The sequence below is a fragment of the Chryseobacterium caseinilyticum genome (assembly GCF_014837145.1).
GTDB lineage: Bacteria > Bacteroidota > Bacteroidia > Flavobacteriales > Weeksellaceae > Chryseobacterium > Chryseobacterium caseinilyticum.
Genome location: NZ_JACYFS010000004.1, coordinates 335801 through 351370, shown reverse-complemented (window position 1 = coordinate 351370; position 15570 = coordinate 335801). Strand labels below are relative to the sequence as shown.

General features: G+C 37.6%; 11 protein-coding genes. 7 read left to right on the top strand and 4 right to left on the bottom strand.

Going from position 1 to position 15570, the window contains the following annotated elements:
• The first annotated feature begins 466 nt into the window (after nt 1-466).
• A complete protein-coding gene (locus IC610_RS14535; RefSeq protein WP_191737496.1) occupies nt 467-2617 on the top strand; it encodes a rhamnogalacturonan lyase family protein in 2151 nt (716 codons plus the stop codon).
• A gap of 131 nt (nt 2618-2748) precedes the next feature.
• Here the strand turns inward: IC610_RS14535 and IC610_RS14530 are convergent, their stop codons facing one another.
• Nucleotides 2749-5529 (bottom strand): bifunctional aconitate hydratase 2/2-methylisocitrate dehydratase, encoded by a 2781-nt coding sequence (locus tag IC610_RS14530; protein WP_191737495.1) that lies wholly within the window; start codon nt 5527-5529, stop codon nt 2749-2751.
• 410 nt (nt 5530-5939) lie between these two features.
• On the opposite strand from IC610_RS14530, the gene IC610_RS14525 reads away from it, so the two are divergent.
• The 5 genes from IC610_RS14525 to IC610_RS14505 all read left to right on the top strand — a co-directional run bounded on the left by IC610_RS14525 (nt 5940) and on the right by IC610_RS14505 (nt 11465).
• On the top strand, nt 5940-6698 hold the full coding sequence (locus IC610_RS14525) for a WG repeat-containing protein (RefSeq protein ID WP_191737494.1): 759 nt from the start codon (nt 5940-5942) through the stop codon (nt 6696-6698).
• A gap of 240 nt (nt 6699-6938) precedes the next feature.
• On the top strand, nt 6939-9038 hold the full coding sequence (locus tag IC610_RS14520; RefSeq protein WP_191737493.1) for a TonB-dependent receptor: 2100 nt from the start codon (nt 6939-6941) through the stop codon (nt 9036-9038).
• 127 nt (nt 9039-9165) lie between these two features.
• Nucleotides 9166-9945, top strand: a complete 780-nt coding sequence (locus IC610_RS14515; RefSeq protein ID WP_191737492.1) for an HU domain-containing protein — start codon at nt 9166-9168, stop codon at nt 9943-9945.
• Entirely contained in the window at nt 9933-10460 is a 528-nt protein-coding gene (locus IC610_RS14510; RefSeq protein WP_056075697.1) for an acyl-CoA thioesterase, read from the top strand. The genes IC610_RS14515 and IC610_RS14510 overlap by 13 nt, the downstream gene beginning before the upstream one ends.
• 51 nt (nt 10461-10511) lie before the next feature.
• Entirely contained in the window at nt 10512-11465 is a 954-nt protein-coding gene (locus tag IC610_RS14505) for a 2-hydroxyacid dehydrogenase (protein WP_191737543.1), read from the top strand.
• Nucleotides 11466-11676: 211 nt separating this feature from the next.
• Here IC610_RS14505 and IC610_RS14500 read toward each other — a convergent pair whose 3' ends face one another.
• The 3 genes from IC610_RS14500 to IC610_RS14490 form a co-directional block, all read right to left on the bottom strand.
• A complete protein-coding gene (locus IC610_RS14500) occupies nt 11677-12222 on the bottom strand; it encodes a hypothetical protein (protein WP_191737491.1) in 546 nt (181 codons plus the stop codon).
• Nucleotides 12223-12299: 77 nt separating this feature from the next.
• A complete protein-coding gene (locus IC610_RS14495; protein WP_191737490.1) occupies nt 12300-12671 on the bottom strand; it encodes a hypothetical protein in 372 nt (123 codons plus the stop codon).
• 136 nt (nt 12672-12807) lie between these two features.
• Entirely contained in the window at nt 12808-14679 is a 1872-nt protein-coding gene (locus tag IC610_RS14490) for a T9SS type A sorting domain-containing protein (protein ID WP_191737489.1), read from the bottom strand.
• 320 nt (nt 14680-14999) lie between these two features.
• On the opposite strand from IC610_RS14490, the gene IC610_RS14485 reads away from it, so the two are divergent.
• Nucleotides 15000-15563, top strand: coding sequence for a hypothetical protein (locus IC610_RS14485; RefSeq protein ID WP_191737488.1), 564 nt, complete (start codon nt 15000-15002; stop codon nt 15561-15563).
• The last annotated feature ends 7 nt before the right edge of the window (nt 15564-15570 follow it).

Below are 15570 nucleotides of genomic sequence, written 5' to 3'. Positions count from 1 at the left end.
CATAAAATAGGATGAATGATTGTAATTATTTGTAACAATCAAGTTAAGAAAAAATTAAACCTTACTCGTTGATTTATATCAAAATAATTCTTGATAAGCTTAAATAGAACCGTTCTAAAAAAAGAAAACTTTCCTAGTAATTAAGATATATCTTTCATGTCATTTTTTAAGATAAAGAATGACATGAAAGATATTTTAGATAGGTATTTTAAACTGTAAAAGTCTTTTATTGTGGCTGTTTTGCTCATATGTAAATATTGTTGTTTTCTTCTTTTTATTGATGATAATTCAATGATAAGCTGTTAATTATTGTAATATAATTATATTTTTTGTTAATTTTTTTGTTTTTTAATTGTAAATAAAAATAATTTTTGAAGTAGCTTTACATACCATTGTAATCACTTATTAATGAATTGAATTGGCTTTAATCTATTTTCACTAAAATCAACCAACAAATATTAAAATCATGAACAAAGAAAAACTAAAACTGTATGTCAATCTTAGAATTGCTTTGGCCGATATAATCAGGAAATCGGGCATCTTATTTTTATTACTCTTCGGACTTACCTCACAAATGAACGCACAACGCACAGTTGAAAAACTCAATCGAGGTTTAGTTGCAATGCGATTAAACGCTAATCAGGTTTATGTAGGTTGGAGAATGTTGGGAACCGAAGAAACAAATACAAGCTATAACCTGTATTTTAATAATGTAAAAGTAACGGGAAGCCCTTTTACAACCATTACAAATTTTAATCACGATATTACGACCAACGGAATTTACACCGTTCGTGCCATTATTAATGGTGTAGAACAACCAGCTTCAGAGCCTGCTACTGTATGGGCAAATCCATATTTAGACATTGCAATGCAGATTCCTCCCGGAGGAACTACTGTAAGTGGGTCTTATACTTATGAAATAAATGACTGCAGTGTGGGTGACGTAGACGGAGATGGACAGTACGAAATTTTCGTTAAATGGGATCCAACCAATTCAAAAGACAATTCACAGCCCGGTTTTACGGGCAACGTTTATATTGACTGCTATCGCTTAGACGGAACACGTTTATGGAGAATCGATTTAGGAAAAAACATCCGTGCTGGTGCTCATTATACCCAGTTTATGGTGTATGATTTGGATTCGGATGGAAAAGCAGAATTGGCTTGCAGGACATCGGACGGAACCATAGATGGAACTGGAGTGGTTATTGGAAATGCAGCAGCAGATTACAGAAATCCAAACGGAAGTACAACATCAACAAGTACTTATGGTGCAGTTATATCAGGTCCTGAATTTCTAACTATTTTTAATGGTGAAACAGGAAAAGCAATGGCTACAACCGATTATTTGCCTGTACGCGGAAGCGTACCTTCTTGGGGAGATAGTTATGGAGGCCGTTCTGAACGTTTTCTTGCCGCTGTCGCTTATCTTGACGGATCTAAACCCAGTCTAATAATGGGACGTGGTTATTACACAAGACTCGTACGTGTGGCGTGGGACTGGAAAAACGGTAAGCTTTCGCAACGATGGATTTTTGACAGCAGTACGTCTGGAAATTCTGCAGCAGCAGGCATGGGGAATCATCAAATGACTGTAGGCGATGTTGATGGTGATGGCAAAGACGAAATAATTAACGGTTCAAGTGCTATTGATGATGATGGTACCTTGTTATTTGCTAATACTTTAGGTCATGGGGATGCTTTACATATGACTGACATGGATCCGGATCGTCCTGGAATGGAAATATGGCAGTGTTTAGAAGAACCTGCTAAATATAAAACGAAAGGTTTGGTTTTTTTAGATGCAAAAACAGGAGCTACATTATGGGGAATACCTTCAACTGGGGACATAGGACGTTGTAATGCTGCAGATATTGACCCACGTTACAAAGGTTATGAATGTTTTGGAAGTGCAAATGGCGTAAACTATTTAATGGATTGTAAAGGAAATCTAATCAGCAATAAAAAACCGACACAAAATTTTTCTATCTGGTGGGATGGAGATTTGAACCGTGAATTATTAGATTCGAATAAAATAGATAAATGGGATTATATTAATGGGAAAACCGTTAATATACTTACTGCTACAGGATATTCATCAAACAACACCACAAAAGCTACCCCATGTTTAAGTGCTGATCTTTTTGGAGATTGGAGAGAAGAGGTGATATTTCGTAAAAATGACAATACTTCCATCAGGATTTATACAACCAATATACCTACTACCCATAAATTATATACTTTGATGCATGATCCCCAATATAGACTGGCAATTGCCTGGCAAAATTCGGCTTACAATCAGCCTCCACATCCAAGTTTTTACTTAGGAGTTGATATGGCAGCACAAACAAAGCCAAATGTAGTTACTGCGGGAGCAAACTCATCTCAGAATGTGCAATCAGCTGATGCTGTGATTTATCCGAATCCTGCTGGTCAAACTTTCACAATTAAGGCTGAAGGAGTGTTTACTTATGCCATTCATAACATGTTAGGTGTGAAAGTAGGCTCTGGAAAAGGAAAAAACCAAACTGAAGTTAGCTCCTCGGGTACGGGCGTATACATTGTTACGGTTCAGTCTGAAAAAGGAACATCAAATATCAAATTGATAAAAGAATAGAAAATAATTTATTGCCAGATCTTGCTAATATGATTGATTCTATAAAAAAAGAAAGATTCTAGTCCTGAAGGGCTAGAATCTTTCTTTTTTTATTAAAATTAAAGGATTTTTCGACTTTAATGTAAAATCTATTAATGACCAACAGTCACCAATTCCTTGATAGAAGGAACAAAAGTCGTTAAATCAATACCTGCAACTGCTGCTTTGTATTCTTCAATGCTTGGAATTCTTCCGATGATCGCAGACAATACAACCACAGGAGTCGAAGCTAATAAAGATTCACCTTTTTTACGTTCTGAATCTTCAACCACTCTTCCCTGGAAAAGTCTTGTAGAAGTTGCCAAAACTGTGTCTCCTTTTTCAGCTTTTTCTTGGTTACCCATACAAAGGTTACAGCCTGGACGCTCAAGGTACATCATGTTTTCATACTGAGTACGTGCTTCACCTTTTGGAGCATTGTCGTTGAATTCAAAACCTGAATATTTTTCTAAAAATTCCCAGTCTCCTTCAGCTTTTAACTCGTCGATGATGTTGTAAGTAGGCGCTGCTACAACTAATGGCGCGTTGAATTCCACTTTACCGTTTTTCTTTTCGATATTTTTCAACATCTGAGAAACGATTTTAAGGTCACCTTTGTGAACCATACATGAACCTACAAAACCAAGATCCACTTTTTTCTCACCTCCGTAGAAAGTAAGGTCTCTGATGGTGTCGTGCGTATATCTTTTGGAAACGTCGTCGTTGTTTACATCCGGGTCAGCAATCATTGGCTCAACGATGATGTCCAGGTCAACCACAACTTCTGCGTAATATTTTGCATTGGAATCCGGAGTCAAAGCTGGTTTGTCACCCGTTCTGATTTCCTCGATTCTCTTGTTTGCTTTATCGATTAAGCCCTGAAGAACCTGATTGTGATTATCCATTCCTTTGTCGATCATAATCTGAATTCTGCTTTTCGCAATTTCCAGTGACTCGATCAAAGTATCGTCTTCAGAAATACAGATAGAGGCTTTTGCCTTCATTTCTGCAGTCCAGTCAGTGAATGTAAATGCCTGGTCAGCAGGAAGGGTTCCGATATGAACCTCAATAATTCTACCCTGGAAAACATTTTCTCCGTCGAACTGCTTTAACATCTGAGCCTGAGTTGCGTGTACAACATCACGGAAATCCATGTGCTCTTTCATGTCTCCTTTGAAAGTCACTTTCACAGATTCAGGAATCGGCATTGATGCTTCACCTGTTGCCAAAGCCAACGCTACAGTTCCGGAATCAGCTCCGAAAGCAACACCTTTAGACATTCTTGTGTGAGAGTCACCTCCGATGATGATTGCCCATTCGTCAACCGTAATATCATTTAGAACTTTGTGAATAACGTCTGTCATCGCGTGGTATTCACCTTTCGGGTCGCGTGCTGTGATGACACCGAATTCGTTCATGAATTTCATTAATTTAGGGATATTGGCCTGTGCTTTTTTATCCCAAACTGAAGCTGTGTGACAACCCGACTGATAAGCTCCGTCTACGATTGGAGAGATCACTGTTGCTGCCATTGACTCCAATTCCTGTGCAGTCATCAAACCTGTTGTATCCTGAGAACCAACAATGTTTACTTCTACACGAACGTCTGAACCTGCGTGCAATAATTTACCTTCAGTAACCCCAACTGCATTTCTGTTGAAGATTTTTTCAACAGCAGTCAGACCTTGTCCTTCGATTGAAATTTCTTTTGAAGGAGCAAAAACCGTTGGAGCTGTAATTCCTAAAGTTTTAGCAGCGAAAGTCTGGATTTTTTTACCGAATACGATAGCGTAAGAACCACCAGCCTTGATAAACTCTAATTTTTGAGGAGTGAATGATTTTGAAATATCTTTCAGTTCAGTTTCTCCGTTGTATAATTTCTTTTCTTTTGTATTGATGGTCAAAACAGTTCCTGTAGCGACAGAATATTTTTCTTCTAAAATAATGTCACCGTTCTCATTACGTACAGGATTTCCGTTTTCGTCTGTTTTTTTAACCCAGTTCTGAAGGTCGATTCCGATACCTCCTGTTACGTCAACTGTGGTAAGAAAAATTGGAGAAATACCGTTTGTCCCCGCCACAATTGGAGCGATGTTGACGAAAGGTACGTAAGGACTTGCCTGTTTACCTGTCCAAAGCGCAACGTTGTTTACACCAGACATACGGGAAGAACCAACACCCATTGTTCCTTTTTCTGCGATCAGCATTACACTTGCATCAGGATGCTGAGCCTGTAAAGCCTTGATTTCTTCCTGAGCTTCAGGAGTGATCATGCATTTTCCGTGAAGTTCTCTGTCTGAACGCGAGTGAGCCTGGTTTCCGGGAGAAAGTAAATCGGTCGAGATATCACCTTCACCGGCGATAAACGTTACCACTTTAATTTCTTCTGCAACTTCAGGAAGTTTGGTGAAAAACTCTGCCTTTGCATAGCTTTCCAAAATATCTTTGGCGATTACATTTCCAGCATCGAAAGCTTCTTTTAAACGGGCTGTGTCAGCATCGTAAAGATAAACCTGAGTTTTAAGAACTTCAGCAGCTTGTTTTGCAGTTGCTTCGTCATTTCCTAAAGCCAAATCAAGTAAAACCCCGATTGAAGGTCCACCTTTCATGTGAGACAGCAATTCAAAAGCATAAGTTGGAGTGATTTCTGCAACTGCGGATTCACCAAGAATAATTTCTTTCAAAAATTTAGCTTTCACACCTGCAGCACTTGTTGTACCAGGCAAAGTGTTGTAGATGAAAAATTTAAGAGAATCAGCTCTGTATTCGTTTGCTGTATCTTTGATCTGCTCAATAATTGCGCTCAGTAAATCTGCGCCGTCAATTGGTTTTGGGTGAAGCCCCTGTGTTTTTCTTTCCTCGATTTCCTGGATGTAATCCTGATAAATATTCATAATTCTAGAAGTCTTTTCAATCTTTATTTTAGATGTTTACAGTTTTTGAAACTGCAAATATTTCTTTTGAATTTTTTGAAACTGTGTGATTCAGCTAAAAATCAGTCAGTTGTAATGTGAGATAAAATTTTAAATTAAATTGACAGAAAAGAATCATCTTCAATTTTATAAAACAAGCGTTTTGGTAAGCTCTAATCATGCGAAGTGCTCGAAAGGCTTTCTGTAAAATGTTTTATTAAAAATTATCAAACATTTAAAAATGCTGTCAAATTTACGAATTTTAAATATTTTATTAAAGCATCGCTATTTAGATTCTTTATAAATATACATTTTATAAATTCTATTTTAGTATTTTTGAAGGATAAAAACTAAACATGATGACTCCTAAAATTCCCTCTAAGATGACCTTAATGGCATTTACTCTCTTGAGTTTACTCTTTAATTCTCAATCTAAAGTTTTAAAAACCAAACCGTTATCAAAGGTTCCGGTTAAAAAAACAGCAGTCCGCAGTTCTGTTTCTGATGATGTTTTGCCTAAAGATGTAATTGTTCTTGATGAGGAGGTTCCTGTACTTATTCCTCAGAAAAAAGACGGAAAATTTGGGTATGTAAACCAGAACGGGAAATTCATTATTCAGCCTGAATACCATATTGCCCTGTTCTTCGGTGAGGACTGCAATCTCTTGTATTCACCAAACGAAAAGGTGAAAAAATTTGGTTCAAAAAACTATGCAACAGTCGATAAAGGTGGAGTTTCCTACCGTATTAATATGTCCGGAAAAATTGTCTATACCTATAAACCTGCCGATTTAGGCGTCTGCAAGGCTGAATATAAAAAAGCACGTTTCCACGCCTACCGCCTGAATGGAAAGTACGGTTTGATAGAAGACGGAAGGTTTGTAAATCCTGCTGATAAGAAGCAGTTCACAATTTATCCTTCCTACGATTTTCTTTTTGTAATGGAAACCAATGACGTGGCAAACCCTATGATTATCGCTGCCAGCAACGATAAATTCGGAATTATTGATACTAAAAACCAAATTGTAATCCCTTTTGAATACAGAGATATTAAAAGAAACTACAGCTGGAAACTGGGCAAAATGTTTGAAGTCACCAAAGACGATGTCAACTATTACTACATCGATATTCACAACAAATCTTACAAGTAAAAATAATTTTAAAGATTATCTAAAAAAGTATTACTTTTGCCGATGAAATTTAAGGGGTGCCCCAACCGGAGCTGAGATTATACCCAATGAACCTGGAACAGGTAATGCTGTTTAGGGAACTTAAAAATGAGCAATGAATAATAGGTAATGAGCAATCATTAAATATTACTTATTACCAATCACTCATTACTTATTCATAATCGCCCCTTTTATTCATTTAAATTTTAAAAATTTATAAGAATGAAAGGATTTATTTTTTTAGGGCTTACCGTAGCCGCCAATTTTCTGAATGCTCAGACTGCAGACACTGTTGCTGTGAGAGAGATCGAAGCTGTGAGCTTTACCAGGCGACTTCCTGTTGCAAAAGAAATTATCAGTGTGCAGAGAGATCTCGACAGCAAAAATCTAGGGCAGGATCTTCCGATGTTGCTCAAAAACCAGACTTCAGTTATTTCTACCTCAGATGCCGGAAATGGCGTTGGATACACGGGTTTCAGGATTCGTGGTGTTGCCGGAAGAGGAATTAACGTGATGATGAACGGAGTTCCGTTTAATGATTCCGAAAGTCAGGGAACTTTTTTTGTCAATGTTCCGGATCTGACGAGTTCGGCATCGCAGGTTGTGATTCAGCGTGGTGTGGGAACCTCAAATAATGGAGTTTCGGCTTTTGGAGCAAGCATTAACATTATTTCTAAAGAACCTGAAGAAAAGTTTTATTTTAAAACCGACGACAGTTATGGTTCATTTAATACCTACAAATATTCAGCGGAAATAGGTTCAGGGAAGTTCTGGAAAGACCGTCTTTCTTTGATGGGTAGATATTCTCATATCCATTCCGATGGTTTTATCGACCGTGCTTCTTCTGATCTGCATTCGTATAATTTCACAGCATTGTTTGAAGAAGGAATGACGAAGCTGCGTCTGATGACTTTTGGTGGAAAAGAAAAAACCTATCAGGCATGGAACGGGGTAGACAGAAAAACCTGGGAAACCAATCCAAGATATAATTTTTCAGGTGCAATATATGACGCCAACTGGGAAAATATCGTAGGGTTTTATGATAACGAAACCGATAATTACCGACAAAATCACTATCAGTTACTTTGGGAACAGGGTTTAAATGAAAATTGGAGTCTTGAGACGACTCTTCACTACACAAAAGGCCGTGGTTACTACGAAAACTACAAACAGGGCGATCCTTTTGCGAGATACAATCTTCCCGATATCAATGGTGAAGAATATTCAGATTTCATCAGAAAAAAATGGCTGAATAATGATTTCTACGGAGTCGTTTCTACATTGTACGGAAAATTTGAAAATTTAGATCTGAATTTTGGCGTTGTCGGAAACCAATACTATGGAAGACATTATGGAAATGTAACTGATGTTTTCAATCCGCAGATTGTAGAATCTGAATACTACCGAAACCGTTCGGTGAAGAATGAAGTGGCAGGTTTTGCAAAAGCTTTGGTAACGGTAAACAATTTTGAATTCTTTGGAGATCTTCAGATCAGAAATATCGATTACGATACAAAAATTCTTCAGGAAGGGGATTTTGAAGGTGCTGATTTAAATAAAAACTGGCTGTTTTTCAATCCTAAAGCCGGTGTAAATTATAAAATCGGTGGCGGAAAAGTTTTTGTTTCCTATGCCCATGCACAGCGCGAACCGAACCGTGATGATTTAATTTCAGATAACGATGTGAAATCTGAAAAACTCCACGACTTCGAAGCAGGATTTGAAAAGCAGTTTGGGAAAGTGGCTTTTACAGCCAATCTTTATTATATGTATTACCTGAATCAGTTGGTTTTAAACGGGCAGATCAGCAATATCGGTGAATTTATCAGAACCAATTCCGGTAAAAGTTACAGACGTGGGATTGAAGTTGGAGCTCTGGCAAAAGTTTCAAAAAAGTTTGAAATTTCAGCAAACGTAAGTGCCAGCCAAAATCAGAATTTAGATTTCAGAATTGAGGACGAAACAGGTGTTCAGAATCTGGGAGACACCGAAATTTCTTTTTCTCCGAACTTAATTGCCAATTTAACATTGAAGTACAGTCCGGTAAAGAATTTTCAGTTTATGCTGACCAATCAGTATGTCGGAAAGCAATATTTAGACAATACCCAAACTCAGGATTTACAGCTTAACGATTATCTGCTGACCGATTTCAACGCGCAGTACGATCTTAAGATCAAAAAACAGGAAGTGGCTCTGAAGCTTTTAATCAACAATATTCTGGATCAGAAATATGTCAACAATGGCTATGTTTACAACGGTCCGGTATACTTTTCACAGGCCGGAATCAACTTTATGTTCGGAATCAGCTGGAAAATTCAGTAAAACACACCAAATCATTTTTTATAGTTTCTAAGTAATTTAGAATTAATTTCAGAGACCGCTTCGGCGGTCTTTTTCATTTGATTTAAAACTCAAAAAAGTCACGAAAAAGTCATAAATTTGTCGCCAAATGAATATTTCAGCATACATTTTAGAATATCTGAAGAGGCACGGAAGCGTTACCGTAGCAGGATTTGGTGTGTTTTACCTCGAAAATTCGAAGGCAAAGCTCGATCCTGAAAACGGCAGCATTCTTCCGCCATCCAGCCAGATTGCTTTTAAAGTAGATTATCTGGCAGAGTCTGATGACCTCATCAGCAACATCGCTTCCCAAAAAGGAATTGCTTTTGAGGCTGCCAAAAATGAACTCCAGATTCAGACCGATTTCTGGAAGAAAAAACTTCAGGCAGATCACACTTTGGAGATTCAGAACATCGGGAGAATTGATCAGGGGGACAACGGACTTGCTTTTTTCGGCAAGAGATTAGCTTCAGATCATCCGGATTTTTACGGTTTGGAGGAAATCCGTTTCTCAGATATCAGCGACGGTGAAAAATTAATTGAAGCCAGCACAAAAGAGAAAGATTATAAATTCAGCAAATCTATTTTGTGGATTTTCCTTGCCGCAATCCCGGTTGCGGGCTTGATCTATCTTGGAATTGCCCAGAAAGAACTGCTGTTTGGCAATCAATCTTTCGACAGTCTCTCCGCACAGACCAAAACGAAGCGTATCGAGAAAACGGTTCCCGTACAACTGGATTCTGCTCAGATTAAAATCGCTGATTCTCTTAAAAGAGCAGCTTTCAAAGCAGATTCTTTAAAAACCGATTCCCTGAAAAAGGACTCCATCCGCAAACATACACCAAGAAAATGGTATCCTAAAAAAAGAAAATCTAAATGGCAAAAATAAAAAAAGCGTCAGAATCTCTTACGGTAATGACGAATATCGTTCTTCCTAACGACACCAACCAACTGAGAAACCTTTTCGGTGGTGAGTTACTCGCAAGAATGGACAGATGTGCATCCATCTCTGCAACAAGACACTGCGAGAGGAGAGTGGTAACGGCATCTGTAAATCACGTATCATTCGATCACCCAATCCCTGAAGGTGGAATCGTGGTAATGGAATCAAAAGTTTCCCGAGCGTTCTCTACTTCAATGGAAATTTATGTGGACGTTTGGTTGGATGATCCGATTAATCATAAAAAAATCCAGACCAACAAAGGAATTTACACATTTGTAGCTGTGGATGAATTCAACAGACCCATCCCAATTCCAGACATGGAACCTGAAACCGATATCGAAATAGAAAGACACGCTGCCGCTTTAAGAAGAAAAGAGCTCTCACTGATTCTCTCGGGCAGAATGAAACCAACAGATTCTGTAGAACTGAAAAAATTATTCGCAGGAGAAATTGATGTATAAATAACAACGGAAGAATTTTCTTCCGTTTATTTTTAAATGTAATCTGAGATGATGAGAATATTACTTTTAGACAAAAACCACCCTTTAATCACCGAACAGCTTTTAGCCAAAAACTGTATTCTTGAAGAAGATTTTACCTCGCCGTACGATGAGGTCTGTGCTAAAATTCAAAACTACGACGGTGTCATTATCCGCAGCAGAATTCCTTTGGATAAAAACTTTCTGGAGCATGGCAAAAATCTGAAATTTATCGCCAGAGTAGGAGCTGGAATGGAAAATATTGATATTCCCGTTGCTGAAAAATTAGGTATAAAACTCATCAATTCACCCGAAGGAAACAGAGATTCTGTAGCAGAACATGTCGTTGGGATGCTTCTCATTTTAACGAACCGCCTGTTCATTGCCTCCAGTGAAGTGAAAAACGGAATCTGGCTGCGTGAAGAAAACCGTGGCGACGAACTGCTGGGAAAAACCGTCGGACTGATCGGATACGGAAACATGGGTAAGGCCACTGCCAAAAGACTTTCAGGGTTTGGATGCAGGGTGATCTTTCATGACATTCTTCCAAATCTTTCAGACGAATTTGCCACTCAGGTCAGTCTGGAAGAACTAAAAGAAAGAGCTGAAGTGTTGAGTCTTCACATTCCTTTAAATGACGAAACACATTATTTAATTGATGAAAACTTCATTTCAGAAATGCGAAACAGTTTTTATTTCGTCAATACCGCCAGAGGGAAGAATGTTGAAACGAAATATTTAGTTGAAGCTTTAAAATCAGGAAAAGTGAAAGGCGCCTGCCTCGATGTTTTGGAATACGAAAAGGCCTCTTTTGAAAACCTGGATGCTTCGACGTCGCTCAGCGTGACAGAAAATGAGGATTTAAATTACCTTTTAAACTCTGAAAAAGCTATTGTCACACCACACATTGCAGGATGGACGCATCAAAGCAAGGAAAAACTGGCGCAGGTGATTGTAGATAAGATTTTGGCTGAATTTTTTAATTGATTTTCTAGTCATTCTTCCGTTTGTGATTGCAAACAGGTTTTAATATCTTTTGTGAAAATCTTGCTTGAAGTCGGGGTACTTTTCGTGGTGAGGATAATAAGATTGTAATTTTAGAAATTGTTTTTTTTAAGAAAAGCCACACGAAAGGATTCGTGCGGCAGCGAGGAAATCTCCTCCCATGTCTTCGTCTTTTCGTTAATATTCAGCTTTTTTACACTGAGCCTTTATTATCACCAAAGATTCCATCTTCAATTGAGATCAGCTCACCTGTTGTTCCACTGATACGATAGGTTTTAAAAGTATAAGTATTATTTTCTCGAGTTTCAACTATGACCCACCATTCTACAATTGAATGACCATCAACTTTATCCAAACGAATACTATCTGTCAATCTAACATTCTCAGCATTATACATATCTATCCCATAATCTTTCAGCATTTTTTCTGCTAATTGTTCTACAGTAAACTTGAAATTAGGACGGGTAAAGTCTCTTTCTCTGATTATATTACCTTCTCTATCGTAGCCTAAAACTTTGCCCACGAGTACACCTAATAAATAGGTTGCTTCTCCAATTTGGTTTCCATATTCATCAAATGTATATACTTTTTCAAATCTTTTTTTCGCAATTGGAGTTTTATATTCTCTATATAAATCTCCTTCTCTGATTTGTTTTACAACCGAATCTTTTTCAGTAAAGGAAAACTCATTTTTCTTATCTTTTTTCCCTTCAAATTTTTGTATGTCAAATGTTTTCATCTTTTTAGATTTTGTGTAATTCGTCTTTTGTTTCTGTGCAATGCACGATAAACTGTTTATCATAATAACTATAAAAGTTATTCTTGTGATAAATGTTTGTAAACTATTTTTTTTTGCCATTGCCACGTAGTTTGTTTTTTTGGATTGTAACTCATAATATTATCTGTTACCTTCATCTTTTGAAATTCAGATGATAAAGTATCATAATGAGGGTGATAGAATGTATACTTTTTTAATGGGTCCTTTATCGGATAATTATAAATTATTGTGCCATCAGGTGATTTAGTTTTCTCTAAGTGCGTATGATACAAACCTAAACCGTGTAATAGTTCATGACCTAAAGTTGTATCGCGATTTATGTCAAATAGCACAGAACAATGTATGCCAATATCTTCTACAGCACCTCTAGTCCTTGTTAAACTTGTAGGGTCATCTTTCTTAAGTGGCAAACCAAAAGAAAAGTTAATAAATGAGTTCCCTCCGCTGCCGCACGAATCCTTTCGTGTGGTCAGTCTTTAAAAGCCAAATATTCTAAAAACTACAATGTTATCAATTCCACTGCTGATAAGAGCGTCACGCTCGTAACTACTTCTTCACCACCTTCTCCGTCACCACAGCCTTCTCTGTTTTCACTTTTACATAATAAACACCAGCTGTCAAAGCACTCATATTAATTTGTGCATTGTTATTCCCGAGACTTCCTCTTAAAACGGTTTGCCCCGCAGAAGAATATACTTCGTAGCTTTCAAGTTTATTTTTGCTTTTAATAGTTAGAAGATCCTGAACTGGATTTGGGTAAAACTGTAATCCTGCGTCCACAGCAGTTTCCTCTACAGACAAATTGCTGCAGACAGATTTCGCAAGCTTGGCAATAAAAAACTGTGATTTTCCTGTAGTGAATGGGTTTAAAATCGTGTTGATATTATCTGAAGGATCTGTAAAGAGCTGATTATGATAAAATCCCCCTAAAACATAATTTCCGTCATTATCAACAGAGACTGCCGTAAATTCATCCTGATAGCCAAAATTACTCTGTATTTCACTGGCACCAATAACAGCTCCGGAATCTTTGTTCAGTCTTATTAACATAGGATCAGCAAGGTCACCCGCCGGCCTGTTCATCGCATAGCTTCCCCAAATATCAGAACGGCTTCCTTTGGCAAAAGCAATTTCGTTACCGTTAAGGACTATTGGCCCCCTCATAAATCTATATCCGGCTGTATTGTTAGGTGACAGCCCGTCAGGAATCTTTGACCATTGTACCGAACCGGAAGAATTAAGTTTCATCACAAATGGTGTTGATGAATTACCTGTCGGAAAGGTATAGTCGCCAAACGTTACCGGTGCAGTGGAAAGACTAAAAAATCTTCCTGAAATATAAAGATTTGAATTTTCGTCCTTAATTAAACTGTATATTTTATCATCAGGAAATGCATAGGTTGAATTGATTTCTTTTCGCCAAAGCTCAGACCCCGTACTTCCGTTAATAGCCAGCATGAAACCGTCTTTCGTAAATGGTATATTATTATACGAAAAATCAAGATAAGAGGAAACACTGGAACTTCTGCTTCCGGCAATGTAATATCTGTTCAGGGCCTCATCGTAAAGCATCTGGATTTTACCGCCTCCTATCTCTGCTCTTAAACTTCCGGTCACAGGAAGCAGGATTGGATTGGGAGAAATTACCATGTCGCCGTTGCTGTAAGAGAATTTTACCAGATAATATTGAAAATCGTTAGTGTAAGACGATGGCACGGTAATCTGGCCATTAAGATGGGTGCCCGCGCGGAATCCGATGATTGCGTGAATATTATTGGCGTTGTCTAGACACCATAAACCATTATCCGACATTCTTGTAACATTTGAAACATCTCCCTGTAGGGGTTTCTGCCACACCAAATTTCCATTAGAAGTATTGTACTTTAAGAGAAATGCAGTTTTGAGTGCAGGATCTGTCACTGTGGAGGAGGGATCTGCAGGAGCGGTTACGAAAGGCATCAAATTATTATCATCAAAACGAATGGGCAAAGTATTGGTTGTCGAAACTGTCCTGGCAACATTGGTGACATTAGCCATAACATATAGACCACCATTGTTATCCACTTTCAGTTTCCATGCATATTCTCCATTCTGTGATCCTCCGATAGTTCTTGTCCAGCGGATATTTCCACTACAATCTGTGGAAAAAATAACTAAATCCCTGTTGGCATAGTGGGTTAAAGCCTGTCCTTCTAAAACCGGTGTTCCATCAAAAAGAGAGGAAAGATAATAATGATTGTTTTCTGAATCAACAGCAATATCCCTGATCATTTCGTCTTCTATTTCAGAAAAAAGTCCGGCAGATCCGGAGCCGTTGCTCCCACCGCCATGTTTTGCCCATTGGTAGGTGTAGGTTTGTGAAAATATTGAAAATGGTAAAAGTAGAAAAAGAAGTCTAAAGTAAAATTTAATATCCATATTAATAGTTTTTTGGGTTTAGAAGCTAAAAATAATGAAATTAATTAAGTTTATCACAAATATTTGATAAATAATTATGAGATAATTCAAATCATTAATATCTCTTATGAGAATTGATGTTAACCTTTCGCTCCCGCATAAATCCCTTCGTATAGTCGGTCTTTAAAAGCCATACAGTTCTTGGATAACAATACTATTACAGGACATTAATCTTTAAACCGAAAAAATCATGAAAAATAAAATATTTTACTACAGATAGTGATTTATAATGAAAATTATTTTTAGATTTGAATTACCATTAACAATTAAAAAAACACACAATGGCACAAAGTAAAAACAACATCGTAACCCACGGATTGAGTGGGAAAGTGGGAGATCTTTTGGTGTTCAGCCAAAGAAACGGAAAAACAATTGTTTCTAAAGCTCCTAAAGAAAGAACAGGTGAACTTACCGAAAATCAGAAAACCTACAGACAGAAATTCCAGAAAGCAGTGCTGTATGCAAAGTCAGTATTGAATGATCCTGCTAAAAAAGAAATTTATGAAGCAATGTCTGATAACTCAAAAGGGATGAGCACATATAATGTTGCTGTTGCAGACCTTCTCAACGCTCCGGATATTGAAATTATAGATCTTTCAGGTTATTCAGGAAATGTAGGTGACGTGATCAAAATTATGGCAACAGACGATTTCGGAGTGGAAGAGGTAAAAGTGAAAATAGAAAACGCAGATGGTTCACTGGTAGAAGAAGGTAATGCAACAAACAATGGTGTAGAATGGGTATACACAGCTACGGTTCAAAACTCTGATCTGAATGGAGATAAAATTACCATAACAGCTTCAGATGCTCCTGCCAATCTGTCAGAAAAGTCGCAGACTTTATAAAATTGAA

Excerpts from the sequence above, each read along its gene's own strand:
- IC610_RS14520 (WP_191737493.1), top strand. The coding sequence starts at position 6,939 with ATGAAAGGATTTATTTTTTTAGGGCTTACCGTAGCCGCCAATTTTCTG.
- IC610_RS14530 (WP_191737495.1), bottom strand. The coding sequence starts at position 5,529 with ATGAATATTTATCAGGATTACATCCAGGAAATCGAGGAAAGAAAAACA.
- IC610_RS14490 (WP_191737489.1), bottom strand. The coding sequence starts at position 14,679 with ATGGATATTAAATTTTACTTTAGACTTCTTTTTCTACTTTTACCATTT.
- IC610_RS14505 (WP_191737543.1), top strand. The coding sequence starts at position 10,512 with ATGAGAATATTACTTTTAGACAAAAACCACCCTTTAATCACCGAACAG.
- IC610_RS14510 (WP_056075697.1), top strand. The coding sequence starts at position 9,933 with ATGGCAAAAATAAAAAAAGCGTCAGAATCTCTTACGGTAATGACGAAT.
- IC610_RS14535 (WP_191737496.1), top strand. The coding sequence starts at position 467 with ATGAACAAAGAAAAACTAAAACTGTATGTCAATCTTAGAATTGCTTTG.
- IC610_RS14525 (WP_191737494.1), top strand. The coding sequence starts at position 5,940 with ATGGCATTTACTCTCTTGAGTTTACTCTTTAATTCTCAATCTAAAGTT.
- IC610_RS14515 (WP_191737492.1), top strand. The coding sequence starts at position 9,166 with ATGAATATTTCAGCATACATTTTAGAATATCTGAAGAGGCACGGAAGC.
- IC610_RS14500 (WP_191737491.1), bottom strand. The coding sequence starts at position 12,222 with ATGAAAACATTTGACATACAAAAATTTGAAGGGAAAAAAGATAAGAAA.
- IC610_RS14485 (WP_191737488.1), top strand. The coding sequence starts at position 15,000 with ATGGCACAAAGTAAAAACAACATCGTAACCCACGGATTGAGTGGGAAA.